Here is a 24132-nt window from a genome sequence, read left to right as displayed (position 1 = left end):
AGGCGTTATATAAGGCTAGTCCTTATTAAAATCATTAGCTTAATTCCGCTAACACGGATTGCCTGACATCCCAAAATATAGCACTTACGAATCACTGAGGCTTCGCGTTACTATCTTTTTCAATCAATTCCCGAGCAACCGCTAACGCGTCTTTATCCCCAACCAGAACATCAGGAATAACGCCTACACCCTCCCACCCTTCATTTGAGTTTGGAGCTACCACCATTTTGAAAGGAACGAAAGCAATGAGATTGCGTTTTAAAGGGACAAAGGTTCCCGCTATGCCAGCGCCGGCTGTCGTATCGCCCACAATCGTAGCCCGCCCCAGCTTTTGCATGGCGTAGGCTAGACCTTCGGAGGCAGAGCCCGTGCCGGGGCCTACCAAAATGAAAACTTTGGCGTTAGGATTTCTCTTTCCCGGGACATAAGAATAAGTCCATTCCTGTTCATCTTTTGACCGATCTTTGTAAAAACCGTTCAGATAATATTTTTCATTACCTGCCGAATAAAAATAGGATGCTATGAAACGTCCCATATGACCGGTACCTCCCGGGTTGTGACGAATATCTAAAATCACATATTTGCTGTAAGCCGCCATGTTCATCGCTGCCGCTGCCATTTCAAACGCTTCCTGATTACCCCAAAATGGCCCCGGAATATCGATGTAAGCAGTAGACGTTTTACCGTCTACTTCTACCCGCTGAAAGCCATAATTCTGTTTGATCATGCGCATCTCTTCTGAATGATCACGTCCTCTGTTTTCTTCCGGTGTGGTTAAACGTTTAAATGTTTCGTCATTTTTCATTACCCGTAAATGCACGTCCTTATGGACCGCACGTAAATCGCGGGTAAGCTTACTGGCTAAGGAATCCTCAGACAAGCCTTCATATTGATGTTGAGATTCGTTTTTTAAGATCGCTCTTTCGTATTTCTCGGCTATTTCGGGAAAAGGATATACTTCGGTTAATTTATTCGTAAGCGTCTGTATAATGTCATGCACTTCCGTACGATCAACCGTTTGTCCTCGAGAGGCATAACAGGTTAACAATAGCAGATAAAACGAAGCAAAAAAAACTTTCCGAAAAATAGTCATGGTCAGAAATTAAAGGTAAATCACTAAAACAGTGTCGCAAAGATATCGAAGAGGTGAGCAAGTCAACAGGCTTAAACATGGATTTAACAATGTATTAACAAGGCTAGTGGATTTTGTTGCCTTGCAAGGTACGGTTGGCTTTACGCCATTGGCATCATCTATGTCGGCCTGCCCCTTCAGATGAAGGCAAGCAAGCACCTTTTTTGAAAAAAAAACAACATAGCAGGCAGAAAATTGTTGCTTTATTGTATTACTTTTAAATCAAAGCAGATATGGACCAAGTATATAGCAAAGAACAAATTCAGGAAATTGCCGATGTAAAGCTCAATCAACACAAACCAGAACTATCAAAAGGTAGTCCTTTTTCTTTTGAGATCGAGATTGGCGAAAAAAAATATAGCGTTTCTTATGAGCAAGATGAAGAAGGCATGTGGAAGTTTACAGATTTTAAGGAAGCGCAGTAACCTGACGCCTTACCGCATTTGATACACGCTTCAAAAGGAAGAAAAAGAGAGCAGGAATCAGACATTTAAAATTGCGACGGCCTGCTAACGGTTAAAAACAAGAAAGCCATTACACAAAACGTAACGGCTTTCTTCTTGTTCTTTTAAACTAAAAGTTATTTTATGATATCTCTCAGTTCTAAAGCTTTGATAATTGCACGGTATCTTTCGATATCTTTTTTATATAAATAAGATAATAAGGCACGACGTTTACCTACCAATTTCTGCAAAGCTAACTGAGTGGAAAAGTCCTTACGGTTTTTTTTCAAATGTTCAGTTAAATGAGCAATACGTTTAGTAAATAATGCTACTTGTCCTTCTGTTGAACCGGTGTTTTGAGCATTTCCTGCAAACTCTGCAAAAATCCCTTCTTTGTACTCTTTACTTAAATACATTACCTGAATAATATTAAAGCGTTAAAAAAAATTATTAATTGGCTGCAAAGGTAACACAATTAGCTCTGCTTTCAAAGTACGGCAAACAAATTATTTTATAAGTCTGTATGAAACATTGTACAGAAAGACAGCAAAATAGGTTGCTAAGTCGAAAAAATCTCTATATTAGCAGAAATGATAAATAATTATGCGCGCTTTGAGAGCGAATTTAAGGTGAGACCGGATGAAATAGACATGTTTCAACATGTACATAATAGCAAGTACTTCGATTATGTATTAGCCGCAAGGTACGAACAAATGGAGGTGTTTTATGGCATGACGATGGAAGAGTTTATGGCGCAAGGCTTCGGTTGGGTAGTCCGTACCGCGCATGTCAACTACAAACGTCCGCTAAAGTTAGGGCAACATTTTGTCGTAGAGACAGGAATAGAGGAGATGAAAGACAAGGGTTGCGTTGTAACATTTGCAATAAAGTTTAAAGATTCAGGGAAAATATCGTGCGACGGGTGGTTCGACTATGCGCTGATTGACCTAAATTCAGGAAGGTCGGCATTTATAACGGAAGAGATGATGGAGAAGTACTCTATTTAGCTAGCTGATGCTCAGCTAGCTAAACAAGTAAAAAGAGGCTTAAAGCGAGCGAAATTACCGCTCGGATGATAATGATTGATCCGATGTTTCATGCAACGAATCGATCGTTATCCGAACAGAGAAATCAAGCGAGCGCTTGCTCTATAAGTTCCGCATAAAACGCGCCCTCTTCTAACCCAGCTGCCCGTACCTGTTGTGGTATAAAGCTGGTTTCGGTTTGCCCCGGAATCGTATTGACTTCGATGAAATAAAATCTGTCTGTCTCCTTTTCCAAGAAAAAATCTATTCGTACAAGTCCTTTACAATTCAACTTGATATACGCATCCTTTACCAATCGCTCTACTCGTTCGCGTTGCTCACCCGTCAAGTCGGCTGGGGTGACTTCGTTCGTGAGACCGGGAATATACTTTGCTTCAAAATCGAAAAATTCGCGCGTAGTAATTACTTCCGTTGCAGGAAGCACCTTCAAGCCTTCTTTACTATTGTAAATACCGACAGAAAATTCCCTTCCAGCGATGAACTCTTCCACTAGCACCTGCTTCGTCGAATTTTCGGTATTAAATGCCCGATCTATCGCTTCCGAAAGCTCTGCCAGTTCCTTTACCTTGGTCATTCCTATACTGCTTCCGCCCCCATTTGGTTTTACAAAATAGGGAAGTCTGAGCTTACTTTTTATAGCTGTTTCCGCTCCGTTCCTGCGGTCAGGAGAAAAACATACCGACTGAGCCAAATACAAATCGTCGATTCCCTGTAACAAAGATTTGGTATAGGCTTTATTCATCGTCAAAGCAGATGTCAACGTATCACAGGAAGTGTATTTCAACCCAATCATATCCAAATATCCTTGCAGCCTTCCGTCCTCTCCGGGCGAACCATGTATCATAATAAACGCCAAATCGAACTTAATGATCCCCTCTTTTAGCGGCAGCGTAAAATCATTACGGTTTACTTCGTATTTAATCCCTGCGTCGTCAACGTAATACCAACTCTGCGGTGTCAAGATAATTTTATAAACGTCATAGTGACTTGCTCGGAGTTTATGCTCAACGAAAGCCGCACTTTTTAAGGAAATTTCGATTTCGCCCGTAAATCCACCGGTAATTAATGCTATTTTTGCGTTCATATATTAGTAAAGTATACAAGCAAAGATAATTGAATATTGTTATCTTTATTCATCATCTTAAACGAATTGGCATACTTTTTACGTTTAGAATAAAGCAAAAACTTCAACGAGGACGTCTTAGATGAGCAAACTTTTTCAGTACTTAAGGACCCAAACATTCAGAAAGAACCTGATCATCGCTATCATATCCGGTATCGTCTTTCTTCTCTTACTTTTCTATAGTTTAAGATTTTATACCCGTCACGGAGAGTCAATAGAAGTTCCTACCCTAAAAGGAATTGGTATCGAAAATGCGATTCAGAAATTGGAAGCACAAGGCTTCAGATATCAAGTGGATTCTGTTTATCAAGCGGATAAGCAACCGGGCTTAGTCATTGAACAGGATCCCGATCCGGGCACCAAGGTTAAATTGAATCGGACGCTGTATTTGACAATCATTACGAAGAACGCCCCCGAAGTACAGCTGCCGAACTTAACGGAGATGGCACTCTTAGAAGCGGTTTCAACCTTAAATAATTATGGACTAAAACTGGGAGATACTATTTATATACCGGATATAGCGCGCGACCGCGTATTGGACGTGAAGTATGCCGGACAAAAAATTAATGCAGGGCAACCGATCCCAAAAGGCAGTAAAATCGACTTAGTACTCGGAAATGGCATGGGCGAAAGTGAAGTCGCTATTCCGGATTTAACTGGATATACACTTGATGAGGCCATCTTCTCACTTAAGGGCGCCTCGTTAACACTAGGTACGGTCAACTATATGGGCCCTATTGTGGATAGTGCAAGCGCCCGCGTAATTAGCCAAACGCCCGAAGCGGATACCGCGAACATGAAAAAAGTGAGCATCGGCACACCCGTAAATTTAGCTTTGAGCAATTAACCATCTAATTGATAAATATCGCGTAATGGAGACAGTTCCTACACCAAAGAAAAAATCGATAGGCAAGCGGATAATTAGTGTCATTGTAGTGGTTGCATTATTAATTGGTAGTGTCATTGCTTACACATATTATAGAAGGTATTTTGCTCCTAATGTGACCGATACCGAAGAGTACCTGTACGTCAAAACGGCATCGAACTTTGAAGACCTGATGGAAGAGCTGGGAGAGAAGAATATTGTCTCTGACACCGCCAGTTTTCGGTGGGCTGCCGAGAAAATGGAATACCCCGCTCGTATCAAACCGGGAAAATATAAGCTTGAAAAAGGCATGAACAACCGTTCTTTGATCAACATGCTTGGAGGCGGATTTCAGGAGCCTGTTAAGCTTCGTTTTCAGAACATCCGACTAAAAGACCAGTTTGCAGGTTATCTGGCTACGCAGATTGAACCGGATTCGTCAACACTGATGGGATTATTGAACAGTGATACCCTCGCGACTAAATACGGTTTCAATACGGATAACTTTTTCACGATGTTTATTCCAAATACGTATGAACTGTATTGGAATGTCTCCGCTACTGACTTCTTCGACCGAATGCATACTGAATACGATAAATTTTGGACAGAGGAACGTAAAAAGAAAGCAAGCACCATCAATTTAAGCCCTATTCAGGTAAGCATATTGGCATCTATTGTAAAAGGCGAAGCTTTACATACCGACGAAATGCCGAAAATAGCGGGATTGTATATCAATCGGTTACAAAAGGGAATCTTATTGCAAGCAGATCCTACCGTAATATTCGCCACCAACGACTTCACCATTCGGCGGGTATTGAACAGGCATTTGCGCACAAACTCGCCTTATAACACGTATATTTATAAGGGCTTACCTCCGGGGCCGATTATGATGCCTAGTATTGCCGCTATTGACGCGGTTTTAAATTATCAGAAGCACAATTATATTTATATGTGCGCGAAAGAAGACTTTTCGGGCTATCACAATTTTTCAACGAATCAGGCAGAACATTTAGTGAACGCAAGGAAATTTCAACAAGCTTTAAACGAACGAAATATCAAAAGATAATGCTTACATTCGAAACCCAGGTTAGAGTCAGATACAGTGAAACCGATCAAATGGGCTATGTTTATTATGGTAATTATGCGGCGTATTATGAAGTGGCACGGGTAGAAATGCTCCGCAGTTTGGGAACCTCTTATAAAGAGATGGAAGCAGGCAGAATTATGATGCCCGTGTTAGACTTGACCTGTAAATACGTTAAACCGGCGAAGTATGACGACTTGCTCACCATAAAAGTATCCATTCGCAATATGCCCTCATTACGAATGAAATTCGACTACGAGCTGTTTAATGAAAAAAAGGAATTGATCAATATTGGAGCCACAACGCTTGTGTTTATTGACATGGACAAAAATAAACCCTGTTTTCCTCCACAAGATTTCCTGAACCGATTGGCGCCACATTTTGAGGAGAGCAGATGAATTGGTTACACCGAAAACTACTAAACTTTAAACCTTACTACCTTTTTATTGAGTGGACCAAAATTGTGGTGCTACCTGGTTTTGGAAAGCTACCGCTGTACACAGTAGGTCTCTTTTTCTTTCAGGAAATAATCCGGGAATCGCTCTTGAACAAAGCTTCTTCCCTAGCCTACTCCTTTATGTTGGCTATTTTCCCGGGCATCATATTTCTATTCACCCTGATACCTTATATTAAAGTTTTTATTGACGATTTTCAGGAACAATTACTGGAGTTTATGCAGATGATTTTACCCGAAAACGCCTATAAAACTATCGAATCGACGCTATTGGATATCGTTACCAATCAAAATAGCGGGCTGCTTTCCTTCGGTTTTTTAATGGCTATGATCTTTGCAACCAACGGCATTCACAGCTTGATGCGGGCATTCAATAAATCGTCTCTGGTACTGGAAAGCAGAAGCTTTGTCAAACAACGAATCGTTGCACTTACCTTAACCATTATGATTATAATGGCTTTAACCATAGGAATGGGCATCGTTACAATGGCCTCTTTTGTTATCAATCATTTGAAAAACACCATCGAGATTACAGGCGGATTTTGGTCATGGCTCATAGGAGTTACCCGTTGGATTATATTGCTGAGTATATATTTCTTCACGCTCAGTATCCTTTATAAATATGGTCCGTCTTCGTCGAAAAGGTGGAGCTTCTTTAGTCCCGGAGCTACTTTAGCCACGATATTGGCCGCGCTTACATTTTGGGGATTCGCTTTTTATATCAACAACTTTAACACATATAACAAGCTTTACGGCTCTATCGGTACACTGATTGTTATTATGGTTTGGCTATACTTAAACTCGCTTATTTTACTGATCGGCTTTGAACTCAATGCCAGCATCGCTTTGTCCAAACAAAGTATTAAAATAGTAAAACCCCGATTTAACAGCTTTAAAACCGAGGTGAAAGGCCAAAATAAATTCAAGCACAGCGACTCAGAGTAAAACACCAAAATCCCTTCTATTTACTTTCTTCCGCAGCTGCTTTTGCTTCTTTTTCTTTTTCCTTCGCTTGCTTTTTAAAGAAGCCCCTAAATAAGAAATTATGCTGAAGAGCTTCCATGTTTTGATTTAATTTGTCGGTACTCTCTTCCAGGTTGCACATGGTCTGTTTCATCGTAACCGCCATCTCTTCATCATTTAAAAGTGCGCCCAACGTATTATCCTTGCTGTTCATCTTTTCACTTGCACTGGCCAGGTTTTCAGTTAAAGCAGTTGCACTTTGTGTAATTCCCTGCAGCTGGGCAGCAGAGCTACGTAGACTTTTATAAACGCTGGTATCCGTTAAAATTTCATTGGCCAGGGAGCCTTTCGTATTGAGTTTGGTGGTAAAAGCATTTAACGCACTTGACACCTTTGCTGTATTGCTCGCTGTCTGCGTCAAACTAGCCATAATCGCTTTTACTTGCAAAGCCATGGTGGAATCTGTTAAGATGGCGCCAATTGTACCTTCCCCACTGGCGATTTTTTCGCTTAGCTTTTTCACGTCGTTTGTAATGGCCACTAAATTCTGGTTGTTTACCTGTAAGGTGGCCATCATCTCCTCCGTGTCAATACTTTTTACCGATTGCAACAGGTCTCCCTCCTCAACCACTGCAACATTAGGGCTCCCGCCTTGAATCACGATAATCTTATTCCCGATAAAACCTTCGGAACTTATCCGTACTTCCGCGTCCTTTCGAATGTAATCTTGCGATTTCTGCTCGATGCTGAAATCAATTTCCACATGGGAGTTCTCAACTAATTTAATCTTTTTGATGGTCCCAATTTTTACACCCGAAAAAAAGACATTGTTACCCGCTTTTAATCCACCCGCGTTATCCAAGATCGTCCTAAGACTGATAGTCTTCGTAAAGCGCTTCTGGTTTCCCCCAAGAACAAAGATCGCCGACACAAAAAATATAATCCCTAATAAGGTGAATAAACCTACAATAACTGACTTTTTACTATCTGAATTATTAGCCATATACTATGCAATAAAGTTATAATCATAAAATGCCTTGACACGAGCGTCATCTGAATCGAAAATATCGTTGAACCTACCCTGTCTTTCGAACTTGCCATCCAACAACATCACGATACGGTCGCCTACCTCCTTGGCACAGGTAAGATCGTGCGTGATGATAATGGAAGATGTTTTATATATCTGTTGAACTTCGTTAATCAAATTATTGATCTCAGTACATGTAATGGGATCTAAACCGGCCGTTGGCTCATCGTATAGCATAATATCCGGCCGTAATATTAGTGTCCTGGCGATTCCTATACGTTTCCGTTGTCCGCCCGATAATTCGGAAGGCATTTGATTTAAAGCTTGTAATAAACCGACTGAATCCAATACTTCATGTACTTCCCGATCGATTTCGGTCCGCGTTAACGACCGCTTATTCCTCACCAGCGGAAATTCGAGGTTTTCACGTACGGTCATGCTATCATATAACGCACTATTCTGAAAAGAAAATCCGATTCTCAATCGTAAGGACATTAAAGCCTTTTCATCCAGATCGCCCACTTCTTGCCCTAGTACATTGACGCTTCCTTCGTCTGCCGACAACAAGCCAGACACAATCTTGATCAAAACCGATTTACCGGTACCGGAACGGCCCAAAACCACCAAGTTCTCCCCCTCGAACAGCTTTAAATCCACACCTCTTAATATATGCAGATCGCCGAAAGATTTACGAAGCCCCACTATATTGATAACCGGGTTCTGATAATTAATATGCGATAGCTGTTTTTCCATCTTTATCCTCGTATGGCTTGAACAATCATAACAACCAACTGCTCTTCAATGAAAATAAGAAACATAGAGGCAACAACGGCGGCATTGGCCGCTTTACCGACACCTTCTGTTCCTTTAGAAGAGTTATATCCCTGATAACAACCTACAATACCGATAGTAAAACCGAAAAAGGCGGCTTTTATAATTGCCTGAAAGATATCGAGGAAGGTCACTGTTTCGAACACTTGATCAAAAAAGCTTATAAAGCTGACCGATTCGTGCTGGTATACGTTAAGAAAAGAGCCCATTAAACCGACAAATCCGGTGTAGCAGCTTAAAATCGGAATCATGACCGTTGTTGCTAAGACCCTACTGACCACCAAAAATTTAAACGGATTGGTTCCCGACACCTCCATGGCGTCAATTTGCTCAGTCACTTTCATCGACCCCAATTCAGCCCCGATATTAGACCCCACCTTTCCGGCAGCAATTAAAGCCGTTACCAACGGGGCAAGTGCCCGAACGATTGCAATCGCGATGAGTGAGGGCAACATGGCCGTCGCTCCAAAATCCTCCAGGGAAGGCCGCGACTGGTTCGTAAATACAATACCGGTAATAAAACCCGTTAAAGAGATTAAAGGTAAAGACTTGACGCCGATCTCGTAGCATTGATTTATGATCTCCTTAAATTCATAAGGCGGCATAAATAACTCCTTGAAGAATCGCATGATAAAATGGTGTAAATCACCTAGCTGAATAAGCTTTTGGTCTATTTTCTTAGAAATCATCTGTTCTGTCTATCCGCTATGGACACATAGGACCCCAAGTGCCTTTTTTTGCAAAAGTAGTTTTTTATTAAACAAATTCCCGATTTAGTAACATAAAAGTTAAAAGCTTTCGCTGTTTTCGCTTTTTATGATATTTTCATGAATTTTTTGATCTTTGCTTCTGTCGTTAGTTTTAAAACAATTACTTTTAACCATTCATTTGATATTTTTTGCATTCGATTATCATAACACGTTAACGCATTTTTTAACCATTATCTTAACTAATTTAAATCTATGTCCAGTAGAAGGAAATTTATTCAAAATTTAGCCCTTGGTACCACCTTGGCAGTTAGTCTACCTGAGATCGTTACTGCGGCCGGTATAAAAAGAACGTCGATTAACATAAACGCCAATGATGTGATTTTGTTTCAAGGGGACTCCATTACCGATGCAGGTAGAGATAAAAGCAAAGACGACGCAAACGATCCTAGGACCCTAGGTACCGGTTATGCCTTCATTGCTGCTTCCCAAGTGCTGTTGAAAAAAGCGCCCCTCAATCTCCGTATATTCAACAAAGGCATCAGCGGAAATAAAGTTTATCAATTGGCGGAACGCTGGGATAAAGACTGCTTAAAAATAAAGCCGAACGTGCTAAGCATCTTAATTGGCGTGAACGACTATTGGCACACGTTGGCCAAAGAAAACGCCTACAGCGGCACAGTTGAAACCTATAAACGCGATTTAAAAGACTTATTAACGCGAACAAAAAAAGATTTGCCTAACGTACAATTAGTGATAGGCGAACCATTTGCCGTAAAAGATGTGCGGGCGGTAACAGACGAATGGTATCCCGCCTTCGACGCATATCGACTTGCTGCGAAAGACATTGCCAAAGATTTCAACGCTGTTTTTGTTCCGTATCAACAAATATTTGATGAGGCAATTAAGCATGCACCTGCCAACTATTGGACAGGCGATGGTGTACACCCCAGTCTTGCCGGCGCTGCATTGATGGCCGAGGCGTGGCTTAAAGTAGTCGGTATCTAATTCACATTAAAACACTAGCCTGCGCAGCAATACATACAATGACACCTTCGCACACTATACTGAATTCCCTATTGGATAATGACTTTTATAAATTCACGATGCAACATGCGGTGTTCAAACTATTTCCTAAGGCTCAAGCAAAATATGAATTTATCAATCGTGGTAAGCATCGCTTTCCGGCAGGTTTTGCGGAAGAACTTAGAACATCGATCAACAAAATGGCAACCCTTCACCTAACACGTGAAGAGAAACAATATTTAAAAGACACTTGTCCATATTTAGATCCTACTTATCTTGATTTTCTTCAAGGCTACCGCTATGATCCCGATGAAGTAAGCGTTTCGCAAAATGCCGACAATCTTTCTGTAAAGATAACGGGTTATTGGTATCGGACCATTTTATGGGAAGTGCCACTCATGTCCTTGATATCCGAACTTTATTATAAATTGAATCATCTTAGTGGTGACAGTGACGAGCAAATCATCAGAACGGCAAAAAATAAGATCGAAAAATATAACGCTTTAGGAGTCACCATTGCCGAGTTCGGCACACGAAGACGCCACGCCTACCATACCCATCGGTTGGTTGTTCAGGCCTTAAAACAGTATGGCAGCAAAAGTTTTATCGGCACCAGCAATGTACACATGGCCATGCTCAATCAAACGAAACCGATAGGAACCCATGCCCATGAGTGGTTTATGTTCCACGCCGCTAAATATGGCTTTAAGACGGCGAATGGCTTGAGCCTGGAGCATTGGGTGAATGTGTATAGAGGCGATTTGGGAATTGCACTTTCCGATACCTATACCACCGATGTGTTTTTCTCTCAATTTGATAAAATGTTCACCAAACTTTTCGACGGCGTTCGTCATGACAGTGGAGACCCTATTCTCTTTGCCGATAAAACCATCGCTCACTACAAAAGCAAGGGAATCAATCCACTATCGAAGACGATTATCTTTTCTGACGGTTTAGATTATGAGAAGGTGGTACGCATTGCTAGGCACTGCCAGGGAAAAATTGGCATTTCGTTCGGAATTGGCACTAATTTCACGAACGATGTGGGGCTCGACCCGATGAACATCGTCATTAAGATGACAGAGGCTTATCCGGAGGGTGCCTATTGGACACCTGTGGTAAAACTTTCCGATGTAAAGGGAAAATATACCGGAGACCCGAAGATGATAGAGCTGAGTAAAACTATTTTAGGTATTAACGATTCAACACAGTAGTAAGTTACTTTACATGAACAAAGATGTTTACGGAGCCGCCCTGCTCGACTACTATAAAGGCAGCGAAACGGCCCCTTTGATACTACACAACAATTATGGCGAAGATGAAGAGATGCCTATCGAGATTTTTTTCCGGAAGGAAGAAGATTTTCCGGAATTGGAATTCATTGCCCTTTCTCTCTGTGACGGAAGCGTGCTAGACGTAGGTGCCGGAGCGGGCAGCCATTGCTTATATCTACAAAAAAAGGGATTCGACGTAACGGCTCTGGAAATTTCCACTATAGCCTGTAAAATCATGAAAGATAGCGGCGTTAGAAATGTAGTGAATCAGGATATTTTCGATTACCGCGGCAAAAAATTTGACACTTTACTGTTTTTAATGAACGGCATTGGCCTGGCAGAAACTATTAACGGTTTCAAGCAGCTCCTTGCTCATTGTAAAAAGATGTTGAGGAAGGGCGGGCAGCTATTGTTCGATTCTTCGGATATCGCCTATCTTTATGAAGGCAATATTCCGCCTAACGATGTATACTACGGAGAAGTCAGGTTTCAATATGAATACCAAGGCCAATTGGGTGACCCTTTCGGATGGCTGTACATTGATCAGGACACCATGATAAAGATAGCCCAGCAAGACGGTTGGGTAGTCCAAGTGCTTTATGAGGATCCGGATGACCAGTATCTCGTTAGGCTGTCTTTGCGCGATTAGTTCTTAAGCAGGCGTTGGATTTCGTCAAGTTTCATCAGCGCCTCTACAGGAGTTAACGCATTTACATCCAAATTGTTGAGCATATCGCGGATTTTGACTAGCACCGGGTCATCAATTGAAAACATTTGCAGTTGATAGGCCTGTTTCTGTATCTTTTTCATACTATCCTTAATATGCTCGCCCCCCGTGCGCTCCTGCTCAAGACGCTTTAGTATTTCATTGGCCCTTATTACCAGCTTCGTTGGCATACCGGCCATCTTCGCAACGTGTATCCCGAAACTATGTTCGCTTCCTCCTGGCACTAACTTCCGAAGAAAGATGATCTTATTGTTTACCTCTTTGACCGACACGTTGAAATTCTTTATTCGGTTAAACGAGTTGGTTAATTCGTTTAACTCATGATAGTGCGTTGCAAAAAGGGTCTTCGCCTTCGCCGAAGGGTGATTATGCAGATACTCGGCGATAGCCCAGGCAATGGATATCCCGTCATAGGTACTGGTTCCACGGCCGATTTCATCCAATAAAATAAGGCTCCGGTCAGACAAGTTGTTAAGAATACTTGCTGTTTCATTCATTTCTACCATAAAGGTCGATTCGCCCGATGATAAGTTGTCAGAAGCGCCGACCCGCGTAAAAATCTTATCGACCAGACCGATTTCAGCATGCTTTGCCGGAACAAAACATCCCATTTGGGCCATGAGAACAATCAATCCAGTTTGTCGTAACAAGGCCGATTTACCAGCCATGTTAGGCCCGGTTATAATAATAATCTGCTGGCTATCACTATCTAAAAAGACATCATTGGTAATATACTGTTCGCCAATCGGCAAATTCTTTTCGATTACGGGGTGACGCCCACCCTTAATATCGATCAGTTTACCGTCGTTGATTATGGGCCTAACATAATGGTTTTTATGAGCAATGGTCGCAAAATTTAACAGTACATCGAGCTGGGCAATCAAATTGGCATTCAGCTGAATGGGCTTAATATAATCTATTAAGGCCGCGAGCAATTCGCCATATACGCGATTTTCTATTATTTGTATTTTGTCTTCAGCCCCTAAAATCTGTTCTTCGTATTCTTTCAGCTCATTAGTGATGTAACGCTCGGCATTTACCAACGTTTGCTTTCTTACCCAATCGGCCGGCACTTTGTCTTTATGCGCGTTGGTTACTTCAAGATAATAACCAAACACATTATTGAAGGAGATCTTTAAGGAGGGAATACCCGTAATTTCCGATTCACGTCTTTGGATTTCTAGCAGATAATCTTTTCCGCCGAAAGCGACCTTACGTAAACGATCGAGTTCCGCATCGACGCCATCGGCAATCACATTCCCTTTTGTTAATAAAACGGGAGGTTCCGGTTGCAGTTCTTTTTCTATTCGGTCGCGAATGAGTTCGCAGGGATTGAGTTGCTCCGCAATCACGTTTAATGCCCGCGTGTCGGCGGCGGCTGTGAGCTCTTTAAGCCGTTCGATAGACAGTAAAGCTCTTTTTAGCTGAACCAGTTCCCGCGGATTTGCTTTTTGGAGCCCTATTTTACTGATTAATCGTTCTAAATCCCCTATTTGCTTAATTTCCTGAACTAATTGTTCTCTTAAATTTTCGTGCTTTAAAAGATATGCGACGACCTCTAACCTTTCCGTGATAGGCCCCTTGTCTTTTAAGGGCATCACCATCCAACGTTTCAGTAACCTGGCTCCCATCGGTGAAGAAGTGCAATCCAACACGTCAGCCAGTGTAGTGGCATTTTCATTGGTTGAGCCAATCAACTCGAGATTACGAATCGTGAACCTATCCAACCACATATAACGCTCTTCCTCAATACGGGCAATATTAGAAATGTGCTGTAAATTTTTATGTTCAGCTTCATTCAGATAATGCAGTGCAACTCCGGCGGCAACAATGGCCAGGTGCATACGGTCAATCCCAAATCCTTTCAAGGAACTTACTTCAAAGTGCTTTAAAAGCGTCTCCTTTGCATAATCGCCGCTATAAGGCCATTCGTCTAATGTATAGGTATAAAACCGGTCGCCAAATTGCTCTACAAAATCCTTAAACGATCGCTTAGGCAAAATGATTTCGCTCGGCTTAAAGCCTTGCAGTAATTTATCAATATAGTCGCTACTTCCCTGCGCCACTAAAAATTCGCCGGTTGAAATATCCAGGAAGGCAACGCCCATGGCATTTTTGTCCAAAAACAAAGAAGCCAAATAATTATTAGCCTTCTGTTGAATGATATTATCGTTATACGATACACCCGGAGTTACCAGCTCGGTAACCCCTCGCTTCACGATGGTCTTTACCGTTTTCGGGTCTTCCAACTGGTCGCAAATGGCCACCCGTTGTCCAGCCCGTACGAGCTTTGGCAAGTACGTCTCCAAAGAATGATGGGGAAAGCCTGCCAATTCAGTTTCAGAAGCACTGCCATTTCCGCGTTTCGTTAAAACGATGCCTAAGATCTCCGCCGCTTTAACCGCATCAGAGCCGAAGGTTTCATAAAAATCGCCTACTCTAAACAATAACAAAGCACCAGGATATTTCACTTTGATGCTGTTATATTGCTGCATTAATGGAGTTTCTTTCTTTACTGTCTTTGCCAAAATCTACTTTCTTTAGGGGCGTAAAAATAAAACAAAATTAGGAATAAGCGACCCGCACTTTCTGTTATTATTTCGCTTGGCCGCGTCAATTACCAATCTTCATCGTCCGGCTCGATACCGGAAGCACTCTGATAAACGGTTTGAAGTTCAGAATAAGCATGCATGTCATGCGCTTGTTTTGCTACTGTCATACCTTTTTGATAAATCGCTATTGCCTCGTCCTTCCTGCCTAACGACTCGTATAATCGGCCAAAATGATAGTAGGTTCCCACATAGTCGGGCCTTTTGTCTATAAGCGCTTGAAAGTAAGACAAGGCGTTGACTGAATCACCTCGTTTAACATACTCGCTTGCAATGGCATACAAAATAAAAGGCTCATCGGGGCTCGTTTTCAAAAAATCGAAAAGTTGCTCCAAACGGTCGTTACTCATAGATTTGACGGTTACTGTTTATTATTTATGTGATTTTTTTTATCTTTAGAACTTACATGCCAAAGATAAAAAAGTACACTTTCATTTCACAATGACAGCAAACAACTTTCTTTTATTCTAGGTTTATGTAAGAAGAATGACTAAATGCGGCCCGATGCGCTTTCGATGACTAAAAGACGACGTTTCTCTGAAAGTGTCTATTTATTCATCCACGTTCTTGTTCTCAGTGGCATGAATGAGCTCGCTGCAGTCGGTTCAAAGACCTTCTAGAACCTTCATGACACCTTGATACTGGGGTGATGGTTCGTTCGATCAGGAAGGTGTTATTTACATAGTATTGATTTATATTCATAAGGCGTTATTGTAAAAAAAATAGCGCCTCTATGAAATGCTTTTTGCATATTTGCCTGCGAGAAATGAATAAGATCAAGTTAGAAATAGTCGGACTATCCTACAGCCAGACGCAGTCGGGGGCCTATGCTTTGGTATTAGGTGAAGTGAACGGCCGCAGAAGACTTCCTATCATCATTGGCGGTTTTGAAGCGCAAGCGATTGCAATCGAAATTGAAAAGCTTACTCCAAGTCGGCCTCTGACACATGATTTGTTCAAAACTTTCGCTTCCACCTTTGGGATTTCCATCAATGAAGTGATTATTTACAACCTGGTTGACGGAATTTTTTATGCGAAGTTAATCTGTAATAACGGGAAAAAAGACATTGAAATAGATGCCCGCACCTCTGATGCCATCGCGTTGGCAATACGATTTGATTGCCCTATTTACACGTATGAGTTCATTCTTGCATCTGCTGGAATCGTTATTGAAGGTAATGATTTTGTGTTTTTGGAGAACTTGGAAACACCAAAAGAGGAACAAGCTGCTACCGGAGAGAGTTCAAAAACTGCCTATGCATCCTACACCGACGACGAACTGAAGGCAGCACTTCAACAGGCGCTTCAGGAAGAAGCTTACGAAAAAGCCGCTAAAATCCGTGATGAAATATCACGAAGAAAATCGTCATAAACACGAATAGGAACATGCAACATAAAGCGAGCTTTATATAATATGTCTATCAGATTTAGATTAACGCTCATGAGTTTCCTGCAATTTTTTGTGTGGGGAGCGTGGATGATTACGATCGGTGTATATTGGTTTCAAAACAAACAGTGGTCGGGCAGTGAGTTCGGCGCCATATTTTCTACGCTTGGCTTATCTTCTTTATTTATGCCAGCATTAACCGGCATTATAGCAGACAAATGGATCAATGTTGAATTTCTCTATGGCATTTTGCATATTCTTTTTGGATGCACTTTTTTGTATCTGCCGCAAGTACAAGATCCGCAAACCTTCTTTTGGGTTATCCTATTGGCAATGTTGTTTTATATGCCAACCATAGCGCTCTCTAATTCGATTGCTTATATCCTGCTGAAAAAAAACAACTACAACATTATTAAAGATTTTCCTCCAATACGTGTATGGGGTACGATCGGTTTTATTGCCGCCATGTGGATAACGGATCTTACAGGTAATAAAGCCTTAGAAGGACAATTTTATATTTCAGCCTTTGCTGCTATTGTTTTGGGTATTTATTCGTTTACCTTGCCGCCCTGCCCACCGCTGAAATCAAAGTCCGAAAATGCTTCCCTTTCGGGGCGTTTAGGACTGAATGCCTTTAAACTGTTCCGAAGTCCAAAAATGGCTTTATTTTTCGTCTTCTCAATTTTTTTGGGCGGTGCACTGCAGTTAACGAACATGTATGGTGACGCTTATTTATCCGATTTCGGTAATATTCCCGCCTATACAGATTCTTTTGTTGTAAGACACTCCACCATCATCTTATCTATTTCACAAATTTCCGAGACGATCTTCATTCTGGCCATTCCCTTTTTTTTACGGCGCTTTGGCATCAAACAGGTCATGCTGATCAGTATGTTGGCTTGGGTACTCCGCTTTGGGCTGCTCGCTTACGCCGACCCGATTAGCGGCCTGTGGATGATTATTCTTTCCTGCATCGTTTATGGAATGGCTTTTGATTTTTTCAATATATCGGGGTCACTCTTCGTAGAAACCAACACAAGCGCAGGCATACGTTCGTCTGCACAGGGCTTATTCATGATGATGACAAATGGTTTCGGGGCCATATTGGGAAGCTCCGTTAGCGGTTATGTAATAGAGCGTTACTTCACCACAGCAAACGGACAGATGATGTGGCAGGAAATCTGGATTTGCTTCGCAGCTTATGCCTTGGTTATCGCTTTTCTGTTCTCCTTTCTCTTTAAGCACAAACACGACCCTTCCGCATTGGAAGAAATGAATGAAGCAAAAGCCATCTCTTAACTAGATTACTTGAACCGTTGCCTAATAGCCTCGTAAATAATTACGCCGGCGCTTACAGATACATTCAATGAGGCGATATCGCCGAACATGGGTATCTTAGCTAAATAATCGGCATGTCTTATGATGTTATCAGATATACCGGTATCTTCCGCTCCCATAACAATTGCGGTAGGCACTGTAAAGTCAGGCTTATAAATGGTATCATCCGTTTTTTCGGTACACGCGACAACCTGTAGACCGCTCTCCTGAAGAAACTTGGTAATGTGTGCGAGACTTTCATGACGACAGACAGCTATTTTGTACAAGGCCCCGGCCGAAGTTTTTATCGCGTCAGGATTGATCTCCGCCGACCCTTTGCTAGGAACTATAATAGCATCTACACCGGCACAAGCGGCTGTACGCGCTATTGCGCCTAAGTTCCGAACATCGGTAATACCATCAAGCATCAATATCAACGGAACCTTTCCCTGTTCGTATATTGCAGGAATAACGTCTTCAATCTTCTGGTAAATAATTGGAGAAATAACAGCAATTACACCTTGGTGGTTTTTTTTAGTAATACGATCCAGTTTTTCCACCGGAACCTGCTGATAACTAATACCTCGATCAAGCAAAAGCGTTTTCAGTTCTTTAAACAGCTCGCCACCTAGCCCCCGTTGAACGAATAGAGACTCTATTTCCTTTCCACTATCAATGGCCTCAATAACCGCTCTGATACCGAAAACCATTTGATTACTTTCTCTTTTTACTGGTTTTGAAAATTGACGCATGCTCATTTAAAATTAGGGCGCAAGTTACCAATATATTCTCAAAATTACCTGTATTTTAATGTGGGTATTTTTGTCGACAGACAGACTCGTAACTAAAGGCCCGCTTTATAAACTCCATTCAAAAAGCGAGCTGCTTGCAAGCTCATCACCAGCAAAATTGCTGCTCAGTGTTTCTAGACTAACAGTTGGAAAGTTTTTAACACAAATTTCAACCCATTGATTTTTAGGCAGATGAGCCAGCTATCAACATTTTATCCACAGACCTTGTCAATATCTGGCCAGCTAAGGGGAACAAATTCAACGCATAGCATTTTTCATTATCCACCATTGTGAGAAACTCATCGCGCGAAGGGATTATAAATTGAGTACATTTGCGCTATGAACTCCGAAAACGAAAACTATCCATCAAGAAATACCGCTAAAAAAGGATCATTTGCAGAGCGTAAAAATCGACTTGGCAATATGGTTAGTGGCCTCGGCAAGCTGCCTCCTCAAGCCGTAGATTTAGAGGAAGCCGTTCTAGGAGCGCTGATGGTTGAAAAAGATGCCTTATCGACCGTTATAGACATCCTAAAGGTGGATACTTTTTATAAAGACGCACATCAAAAAATTTTCGAGGCGATTGTCAACTTGTTTCAAAAATCGTCGCCCATTGACTTACTGACAGTTACTGCAGAATTGAGGAAAATGGGAGCACTCGAAATGGTAGGCGGCGCTTATTATATTACACAATTAACCGACCGGGTCGTTTCAGCAGCCAATATTGAATACCACGCGCGTATTATCTCGCAAAAGTATATACAACGAGAGTTGATAAAGATTTCAACCGAGATCATCAATAACGCCTACGAAGACACGGCCGATATTTTCGACTTGCTTGACACGGCTGAAAAAAGCTTATTTGACATTGCTCAGAACAACTTAAGACGTGACACCCGTAAGATGGACGACATCATGCGAGAAGCTGTTAACAACTTAGAGCAACTGCGTGACAGAACGGATTCGCTTACTGGCGTTCCTTCAGGCTTTACCGCCTTAGATCGCATTACTTCTGGTTGGCAGCCGTCCGACTTGGTTATTATCGCCGCACGTCCGGCAATGGGTAAAACTGCCTTCGTATTAACCTGCGCGCGCAACGCGGCCGTATTGCATGACAAACCGGTAGCAGTCTTTTCCTTGGAGATGTCGTCTGTTCAATTAGTTAATCGTCTGATTTCGGGCGAAACTGAAATAGAGCAAGAAAAATTAAAGAAAGGAACCTTAGCAGACCATGAGTGGACACAGCTGCACTCGCGTATCGGGAAACTAACGGAAGCGCCTTTATTAATTGATGATACACCTGCTCTTAATGTTTTTGAGTTCAGGGCAAAATGTAGGCGGCTAAAGGCTCAGTATGATATACAGATGGTTATAGTCGACTATTTGCAGCTGATGCACGGAAAGGCTGAAGGAAAAGGAGGCGGAAACCGCGAACAGGAAATAGGTAGTATCTCACGGGCATTAAAGTCGGTCGCGAAAGAGCTTAATATTCCGGTATTAGCGCTCTCTCAGCTGAGTCGTGCTGTTGAGAGTAGACCGGGGGCCTCTAAAAGGCCAATGCTTTCTGACTTACGTGAGTCTGGTTCTATTGAGCAGGATGCAGATATGGTACTGTTTTTATATCGACCTGAGTATTATGGAATGACTGAAGATGAAGAGGGCAGGCCAACTGCCGGTGTAGGCGAAGTAATCATTGCCAAAAATAGGCACGGTGAAACGACCATTGTTCCGTTGAAATTCGTCGGAAAGTATGTTAAATTTCAAGACTTGGAGGAAGATTTTGGAGGTGGCTCATTTGCAGAACCCAGCGGTATGGGCGACGATAATCCATTCTCTGCCGGTATGATGCCGTCTTCAGAATTCGGAAACATGGGCGGAATCATTACCCGTCCTTCCAGAATGAATGATATGGATGATGAAGCACCTTTTTAAGCGCTATTTATTTAGTGAAGTAGCATAGTTAAATAGGAAAATAGTTGAAACTTTATTTTACTATTCCCCTATTTAACTATGTCCTGATAACTTAATCACCTATTTCTTAAACTTATCCTTTAAGCTTTTCAGCATATCTTCGGTGATAGGGCCACTCTTTTCTTTCGGCTTCTGATGATGTTGAACTTGTTGGTTGCCATTATGCACTCTGTTCGCACTGTAAGGCTTTGATTTCGGCTGTATAGCAACGTCAGCAGCATTAGAAGGCTTAACGTTAGCCCCCCTATTATGTTGCACGTTACGGAAGTCGGTCCAAATTTTTTCCACACAGCGCTTTGTATATAACGGAAAGTCGCCTTGCATCATCCATGAGTAATAACTTGGCTCGATTTTGAACACTTCAACTACACTTTTGCCTTTGTGTTTGCCAAAACTGAACACTTCCACGCCATCCTCATTGTAGATAATGCGACCGGCAAAATCTACTGGCCTATTTAAATTGGTAAACTGATGAAGTGCTTCGACGTCGTTCTTGACAGGCTTAGATTTAACGCCACTTTTGTCTTCCCATTCTACCCCCTCGTAACGCTGCACTTGTGCCAACAATACTTCATACGTAGCCCGAACATCTGCTTCGGCACTATGTGCATTTTCCAAGGCTTTATTGCAATAAAATTTATATGCCGCTTTTAAGGTCCGCTGCTCCATCTGATGGAAGATGTTCTGAACGTCTACAAATTTTCTGTTTTCGATGTCAAAGTTTACGCCGGCTCGCAAAAATTCCTCCATCAACACGGGAATATCGAATTTGTTAGAGTTATAACCAGCAAGATCGCAGTCGTCCAAAAAGTCGGCAATCTCCTGCGCAACCTGCTTGAAAGTAGGCGCATCTTTTATGTCTTCATCATATATGCCGTGTAAAAGCGAGGAACTTAAAGGAATAGGCATTTCCGGATTAACACGTAAGGTTTTAACCTGTTCACTTCCATCTGGCATCGCTTTCAGGATTGAAATCTCCACAATTCTGTCCGAAGCAACATTTACTCCCGTTGTTTCCAAATCAAAAATTGCCAATGGGCGTCTTAGGTTTAAGATCATTTTTTCTTTATTTAAATTCTTATTATTTCATTTGATTAGCACGACAGAAAAGATATTCGTTAACTGGCGCATTATTGAACACCGCAGGTTTATCCGAAAATAACGATTCCCAACAGAATTCCTATGATCATGATGGCATATAACAGTACCTCATTTCCCGCAAACTGCTTATAACGTGTCCAAAAACTAAAATCTTCTTTATCCTTTTCTTCCATAATTACCTAACCTCTCCGGCTCTTTTGAACGATTTATAATACCAGCTATCCTTCAAATTACTTATAATAACGCCCTTAGATGTTGATGCATGGACAAACCGACTATTATGAAGATAAATTCCAACATGGTTTATCCTTGAGCCGCCAAAGCTGAAAAAGACTAAATCACCTTCCTTTAGTTGCCGCTCATACTTCCTTTTAATCATGCCTGCCTGTTCTTCGGAGCTCCTTGGAAGATCTTTCCCATAAATTTCGCTCATCAGCATCGCTGCAAAACCGGAACAATCTACACCTCTTCTCGTCGTTCCTCCATAAGCGTAGGGCGTGCCCATCCAGTCATTTATCAGCTTATAAAGTTTTTCGTTTTTAAGCGCTTTTCGATCGACGCCTAGTACACCGGCATAATCAGCTAACAAATTACCCGAACTAGTATAAGACCCCGAAGTTCCTGAAACGTCTGTTAAGATGTCTCCCCTTTTGTTGGGTTGATTTCCCCGCGTCAAAACATGCGATGTAGCTTTACGTCTACTTAGACAGCTCGATAAAGATCCTATCGATAGAAAAGCCAGTAAAATAAAGATTGTATTTTTAATAGGCACTCGCATGTACTTCTTTTAATGTACAACAAATGGCTCCACTTCTTCAATATCTACATCACCCTGGTCGCTTATATGCATCAATCTAACTGCTTTTATTTCGTTCACCAATAGTGGATCGTATAGCGCGCGTACTTTGACATAATTTTTTGAAAACCCATGCATGTAGCCGTCTTTTACGTCGCTTTCAAAAAGCACGTCGACTGTATTTCCCAACTGGCACTCGTAAAAGGCTCTCCTTTTCTTCTCCGACAGAATATGTAGCATTTTACTTCTGTCAGACCGGGCACTACCGGGTACAGCTCCTTCCATCTGCGCAGCGATGGTATTATCTCTCTCCGAATAAGTAAAAACGTGTAAATAAGAGATATTTAAATCCGCCAGAAACGCATAGGTGTCTAAAAAGTCTTCACGGGTTTCACCAGGGAACCCGACAATAACGTCCACGCCTATGCAACAATCCGGCATTAAGCTCTTGATGCGTTTCACCCTTTCGGCATAAAGCTCTCTTTTATACCTTCTGCGCATCAATCCTAATATCTTATTCGATCCAGATTGCAAAGGCATATGAAAGTGCGGCACAAAGCGTTTGGACGATGCAACAAAGTCGATAATCTCATCACTTAAAAGATTCGGTTCGATCGACGAAATACGAAAGCGTTCAATCCCTTCGACTAGATCCAAGGCGCGCACTAAATCTAAAAAGCGATCTTCCCGTTTACCCCCTCTAATGCCAAAATCACCGATATTCACTCCTGTCAATACGATTTCCTTCACTCCGGAAGCGGCAATATCTTCGGCTTGTTTAACCAGCGATTCAATACTTCCGCTCCTGCTAGCACCTCGAGCAAGTGGTATGGTACAAAAAGTACAAGAATAATCACATCCGTCTTGCACCTTGAGGAACGTCCTTGTTCTATCGCCGAAAGAAAAGGCGGGAACAAACACGTTGGTATCTTCGATAGGCGCATTATGTACAATGGCTTTTTTCTGCTTGGTTAGGTCATTGATATGTTCAATAATATTGAACTTCTCCGCTGCCCCTAACACCATATCAACCCCCGGAATTCCGGCAATCTCTTGCGGTTTTAGCTGCGCATAACAACCAACAATGGTGATATACGCTTCCGGAGCGTATTTTAACGCCTCTCTTACTACTTTCCGGCACTTCTTATCCGCATTATCAGTCACCGAACAAGTATTTATAACGTATACGTCGGCCCCTTCGTTAAAAGACACAAGTTGATAACCTGCGTCCTGAAAAATCCGTCCAATCGAAGAAGTTTCGGAAAAGTTAAGTTTGCAGCCAAGTGTATAAAACGCTACTGTCTTATTCATTAACTAGTGTAGTTTTTGTGTTTAAATTTGCAGGAAGGTACTTAAACTCCCGCATCTTACTGTATACCGTAAACCGGCAAAAATTCGTCAGTGGCAAAAATACGGTTTTCTTTATGCTTATTATAAGAAGGATCTAACTTTTTATAT

At 41.8% G+C, this 24132-nt stretch carries 25 protein-coding genes; 12 read left to right on the top strand and 13 right to left on the bottom strand.

All coding sequences use genetic code 11. The features are described 5' to 3' along the window. Positions 1-91: 91 nt before the first annotated feature. Entirely contained in the window at positions 92-1093 is a 1002-nt protein-coding gene (locus tag EPX21_RS09335; RefSeq protein ID WP_134089404.1) for a S41 family peptidase, read from the bottom strand. Positions 1094-1365: 272 nt separating this feature from the next. Here EPX21_RS09335 and EPX21_RS09330 point away from each other — a divergent pair, with 272 nt between their 5' ends. Beyond that, positions 1366-1557, top strand: a complete 192-nt coding sequence (locus tag EPX21_RS09330) for a hypothetical protein (protein ID WP_134089403.1) — start codon at positions 1366-1368, stop codon at positions 1555-1557. Between the two features lie 155 nt (positions 1558-1712). On the opposite strand, the gene rpsO is transcribed toward EPX21_RS09330, so the two are convergent. Beyond that, positions 1713-1991 carry a 30S ribosomal protein S15 gene (rpsO, locus tag EPX21_RS09325; protein ID WP_134089402.1) on the bottom strand — a complete coding sequence of 93 codons (279 nt, stop codon included), beginning with the start codon at positions 1989-1991 and terminating at the stop codon, positions 1713-1715. Positions 1992-2165: 174 nt separating this feature from the next. Between rpsO and EPX21_RS09320 the strand changes: the two genes are divergently transcribed. Then, positions 2166-2582: a thioesterase family protein gene (locus EPX21_RS09320; protein WP_134089401.1), complete on the top strand. Its 417-nt coding sequence runs from the start codon at positions 2166-2168 to the stop codon at positions 2580-2582. 124 nt (positions 2583-2706) lie between these two features. Here the strand turns inward: EPX21_RS09320 and EPX21_RS09315 are convergent, their stop codons facing one another. Beyond that, positions 2707-3705, bottom strand: coding sequence for a D-alanine--D-alanine ligase (locus EPX21_RS09315; RefSeq protein WP_134089400.1), 999 nt, complete (start codon positions 3703-3705; stop codon positions 2707-2709). 121 nt (positions 3706-3826) lie between these two features. On the opposite strand from EPX21_RS09315, the gene EPX21_RS09310 reads away from it, so the two are divergent. The 4 genes from EPX21_RS09310 to EPX21_RS09295 are packed head-to-tail and all read left to right on the top strand — an operon-like array spanning position 3827 to position 7092. Next, on the top strand, positions 3827-4591 hold the full coding sequence (locus EPX21_RS09310; protein ID WP_134089399.1) for a PASTA domain-containing protein: 765 nt from the start codon (positions 3827-3829) through the stop codon (positions 4589-4591). 25 nt (positions 4592-4616) lie between these two features. Then, a complete protein-coding gene (gene mltG / locus EPX21_RS09305; protein ID WP_134089398.1) occupies positions 4617-5675 on the top strand; it encodes an endolytic transglycosylase MltG in 1059 nt (352 codons plus the stop codon). Further along, positions 5675-6091 (top strand): thioesterase family protein, encoded by a 417-nt coding sequence (locus tag EPX21_RS09300; protein WP_134089397.1) that lies wholly within the window; start codon positions 5675-5677, stop codon positions 6089-6091. Before mltG ends, EPX21_RS09300 begins: the two co-directional genes overlap by 1 nt. After that, positions 6088-7092 carry a YihY/virulence factor BrkB family protein gene (locus EPX21_RS09295; RefSeq protein WP_134089396.1) on the top strand — a complete coding sequence of 335 codons (1005 nt, stop codon included), beginning with the start codon at positions 6088-6090 and terminating at the stop codon, positions 7090-7092. Before EPX21_RS09300 ends, EPX21_RS09295 begins: the two co-directional genes overlap by 4 nt. A 16-nt stretch (positions 7093-7108) precedes the next feature. On the opposite strand, the gene EPX21_RS09290 is transcribed toward EPX21_RS09295, so the two are convergent. The 3 genes from EPX21_RS09290 to EPX21_RS09280 are packed head-to-tail and all read right to left on the bottom strand — an operon-like array spanning position 7109 to position 9657. Then, positions 7109-8113 (bottom strand): MlaD family protein, encoded by a 1005-nt coding sequence (locus tag EPX21_RS09290; protein ID WP_134089395.1) that lies wholly within the window; start codon positions 8111-8113, stop codon positions 7109-7111. A 3-nt stretch (positions 8114-8116) separates the two neighbouring features. Next, positions 8117-8890 carry an ABC transporter ATP-binding protein gene (locus EPX21_RS09285; RefSeq protein ID WP_134089394.1) on the bottom strand — a complete coding sequence of 258 codons (774 nt, stop codon included), beginning with the start codon at positions 8888-8890 and terminating at the stop codon, positions 8117-8119. Between the two features lie 2 nt (positions 8891-8892). Continuing rightward, entirely contained in the window at positions 8893-9657 is a 765-nt protein-coding gene (locus EPX21_RS09280; protein WP_134089393.1) for an ABC transporter permease, read from the bottom strand. A 273-nt stretch (positions 9658-9930) separates the two neighbouring features. Between EPX21_RS09280 and EPX21_RS09275 the strand changes: the two genes are divergently transcribed. Genes EPX21_RS09275 through EPX21_RS09265 form a run of 3 tightly spaced genes read left to right on the top strand, consistent with a single transcriptional unit; the run spans position 9931 to position 12624 of the window. Next, entirely contained in the window at positions 9931-10683 is a 753-nt protein-coding gene (locus tag EPX21_RS09275; RefSeq protein ID WP_134089392.1) for an SGNH/GDSL hydrolase family protein, read from the top strand. Between the two features lie 38 nt (positions 10684-10721). Next, on the top strand, positions 10722-11915 hold the full coding sequence (pncB, locus tag EPX21_RS09270; protein ID WP_134089391.1) for a nicotinate phosphoribosyltransferase: 1194 nt from the start codon (positions 10722-10724) through the stop codon (positions 11913-11915). A gap of 13 nt (positions 11916-11928) precedes the next feature. Then, positions 11929-12624 (top strand): bifunctional 2-polyprenyl-6-hydroxyphenol methylase/3-demethylubiquinol 3-O-methyltransferase UbiG, encoded by a 696-nt coding sequence (locus EPX21_RS09265; RefSeq protein ID WP_134089390.1) that lies wholly within the window; start codon positions 11929-11931, stop codon positions 12622-12624. Here EPX21_RS09265 and mutS read toward each other — a convergent pair. Both mutS and EPX21_RS09255 read right to left on the bottom strand, forming a co-directional pair. Continuing rightward, positions 12621-15230 (bottom strand): DNA mismatch repair protein MutS, encoded by a 2610-nt coding sequence (gene mutS, locus EPX21_RS09260; RefSeq protein ID WP_134089389.1) that lies wholly within the window; start codon positions 15228-15230, stop codon positions 12621-12623. The two genes, EPX21_RS09265 and mutS, sit on opposite strands and share 4 nt — an antisense overlap. 89 nt (positions 15231-15319) lie before the next feature. Next, positions 15320-15661, bottom strand: coding sequence for a tetratricopeptide repeat protein (locus tag EPX21_RS09255; protein WP_134089388.1), 342 nt, complete (start codon positions 15659-15661; stop codon positions 15320-15322). Between the two features lie 416 nt (positions 15662-16077). Between EPX21_RS09255 and EPX21_RS09250 the strand changes: the two genes are divergently transcribed. Together EPX21_RS09250 and EPX21_RS09245 are read left to right on the top strand one after the other, a co-directional pair. Then, the gene (locus EPX21_RS09250; RefSeq protein ID WP_134089387.1) at positions 16078-16683 is read left to right on the top strand and encodes a bifunctional nuclease family protein; all 606 of its coding nucleotides are present in this window, start codon (positions 16078-16080) and stop codon (positions 16681-16683) included. A gap of 42 nt (positions 16684-16725) precedes the next feature. After that, on the top strand, positions 16726-17997 hold the full coding sequence (locus EPX21_RS09245; RefSeq protein WP_134089386.1) for a nucleoside permease: 1272 nt from the start codon (positions 16726-16728) through the stop codon (positions 17995-17997). Between the two features lie 5 nt (positions 17998-18002). On the opposite strand, the gene rlmB is transcribed toward EPX21_RS09245, so the two are convergent. Further along, a complete protein-coding gene (rlmB, locus tag EPX21_RS09240) occupies positions 18003-18767 on the bottom strand; it encodes a 23S rRNA (guanosine(2251)-2'-O)-methyltransferase RlmB (protein ID WP_166670721.1) in 765 nt (254 codons plus the stop codon). Positions 18768-19145: 378 nt separating this feature from the next. On the opposite strand from rlmB, the gene dnaB reads away from it, so the two are divergent. Beyond that, positions 19146-20738: a replicative DNA helicase gene (gene dnaB / locus EPX21_RS09235; RefSeq protein WP_134089384.1), complete on the top strand. Its 1593-nt coding sequence runs from the start codon at positions 19146-19148 to the stop codon at positions 20736-20738. 99 nt (positions 20739-20837) lie between these two features. On the opposite strand, the gene EPX21_RS09230 is transcribed toward dnaB, so the two are convergent. The 4 genes from EPX21_RS09230 to mtaB all read right to left on the bottom strand — a co-directional run bounded on the left by EPX21_RS09230 (position 20838) and on the right by mtaB (position 23985). Further along, on the bottom strand, positions 20838-21836 hold the full coding sequence (locus tag EPX21_RS09230; RefSeq protein ID WP_134089383.1) for a 3'-5' exonuclease: 999 nt from the start codon (positions 21834-21836) through the stop codon (positions 20838-20840). 89 nt (positions 21837-21925) lie between these two features. Continuing rightward, the gene (locus EPX21_RS23255; RefSeq protein ID WP_255502073.1) at positions 21926-22051 is read right to left on the bottom strand and encodes a hypothetical protein; all 126 of its coding nucleotides are present in this window, start codon (positions 22049-22051) and stop codon (positions 21926-21928) included. Positions 22052-22053: 2 nt separating this feature from the next. Then, positions 22054-22554: a C40 family peptidase gene (locus tag EPX21_RS09225; protein ID WP_240768634.1), complete on the bottom strand. Its 501-nt coding sequence runs from the start codon at positions 22552-22554 to the stop codon at positions 22054-22056. 111 nt (positions 22555-22665) lie between these two features. Beyond that, positions 22666-23985, bottom strand: coding sequence for a tRNA (N(6)-L-threonylcarbamoyladenosine(37)-C(2))-methylthiotransferase MtaB (mtaB, locus tag EPX21_RS09220; RefSeq protein WP_134089381.1), 1320 nt, complete (start codon positions 23983-23985; stop codon positions 22666-22668). Between the last annotated feature and the right edge of the window lie 147 nt (positions 23986-24132).

The organism is Olivibacter sp. XZL3, assembly GCF_004368405.1.
In the GTDB taxonomy this organism is placed as follows: Bacteria; Bacteroidota; Bacteroidia; order Sphingobacteriales; family Sphingobacteriaceae; genus Olivibacter.
The sequence above is the reverse complement of the archived record's forward strand: the minus strand, read 5'-3'. Positions and strand labels throughout refer to the sequence as shown.